2 protein-coding genes are annotated in these 1,743 nt (G+C 46.6%); both read right to left on the bottom strand.

Annotated elements, in window-relative coordinates; genetic code table 11:
- Positions 1 to 1,392 (bottom strand): lytic transglycosylase domain-containing protein (locus tag RIG68_RS28385; RefSeq protein ID WP_350130362.1); only part of this gene is annotated, 1,392 nt, incomplete at its 3' end.
- Positions 1,393 to 1,547: 155 nt separating this feature from the next.
- Positions 1,548 to 1,743 (bottom strand): O-methyltransferase (locus RIG68_RS28390; RefSeq protein WP_502880725.1); only part of this gene is annotated, 196 nt, incomplete at its 5' end.

A 1,743-nucleotide genomic window follows, 5' to 3' on the forward strand; every position in this document is an offset into this window, starting at 1 on the left:
AGGCTCACTTTTGACAATGGCCGGCAAATAGTCTTCACTGTTATCTTTTATCTCTACATCCACTGAAGAGGGTCGTCTTTGCCTGAGCCAAAGCACCCGGCCCACCTCAGGTTTGTCGATAGTAAACATTCTGTTTTTTCTCGCTAGCTGATTGAGCTTAATGCCGTACTCCTGCGACACCTCCCAAAGCGTTTCTCCTTGCCTGACGGTATGATAATAAATGTTCGACCTCCAATGTTTGTTTTTAAGGTAATAGACCTGCCCTTCTTCAAGCGCCTGGTTTGGACGCAAGTCATTGAACTTCTCAAGCTTTGCCACTTCCACCCCTGACTTGGCCGCCAGCGTTTTCAGGTCATCACTTTTTGTAGCGATAATGGCTGGAATACCATTTATTTCCACTATGAATGAAGCAATGCGGCTGTCGATGGTTTTTTTCAAATCAGGGTACTTTTCCTGAATCAATATGCCACTTTCTTCGGGTGCCACTATCTCTTCGCTATCACCGGAAGGAGAGGACGCCGGGGTTTGCTTTTGCTCATTTTTGGCAATGAGGTCCACTTTTTCACCTTTTTGCACAGGAATGATCACCGAGTATTCCTTTTCACTGGGTACCGGGCCTCTCTTTAACCATTTGTTGTATTGAAATACCAGAGCCTCGTCTGCCTTCAGCTCTTTCGATATTTTGTCAAGCGGCTTGTCTGCTCCCTTTGTATACTCTCTCAGCTCAAGGCCTGACGAGGGTCGCCCACCCAATTCGTCCTGAAAGGCGATCATGTGAGCCAGAAAAGTCTTAAAATACCAGTGTGTGTCCTTATCAATGGTCATCTTGTCGGCGCCGAAGTTGGATTTGTTCACGTGCTTTTCAGCGCCGGTCTTCCCTGTGTTATGGGCTATCACTGAGTAAACCCAGTTATTAAAAAAGAAGTTGTGGCGCTTAATGTATTTGCATGCTCCTCTGGTAGAGGAAACTATATTGAGCCGTTCGTCCACATATTTGTCAATGCGGAGGCCCACTTCCCGGCCGGCTGGCTCTTTGAACATCCAGAACCCAACCGCATTCGATGAAGAAACAGCATCGGAAACCAGGCCGCTCTCCTGTATTACCAGGTATTTGATGTCGTCGGGCAGGTTTTCTTCCTTCATTACTCTTTCTATAATGGGGAAGTACAGCAATACCAGGTCGAGCCTCAAGCGGAAGTACCTGTCGGAGGCTCTCAGTGCATCTACCTGCTGCTGGATATCGGATCGTGCCGCATCGGTGATCTTGAGCTTCATGCCCGCAAAGTCCATTTGAGATGGAACTCTTGGTGCGGCGCTATCGGCCAGCCCATCAGTGGCCGGGAAGAAGATAATAATTAAGAGAAGGAATCGAAAATGGCACTTTGCCAGCATACACCAGTTGGGAAATATTCGAAACAAAGTTACAAATGAATAGCCAATTCCAAAGTAAGCTGCTAGTATTCAGGCAGTTATCACCAAACTATGAAGTATATCTTGCTGGACTCCAACTTATTACATTGCCTGCAGCAAAGTAATAGTTAAAGCATTTATTTCTTCCTGAGCATCATAAGGCCATCTCTGATTGGAAGCAATACGTTTTGCACCCGGGGATCGTCAGCTACTTTTTTGTTAAATGCCAGAATAGTGAGCGTATCAGGGTCGTCCTTTTTTCTGTTCTTCTCCAGCACCTTACCACTCCAGAGCACGTTGTCGGCCATGATGTATCCGCCTGGCTTCACTTTA

It is taken from the genome of Imperialibacter sp. (assembly GCF_040222385.1).
Lineage (GTDB): Bacteria > Bacteroidota > Bacteroidia > Cytophagales > Cyclobacteriaceae > Imperialibacter.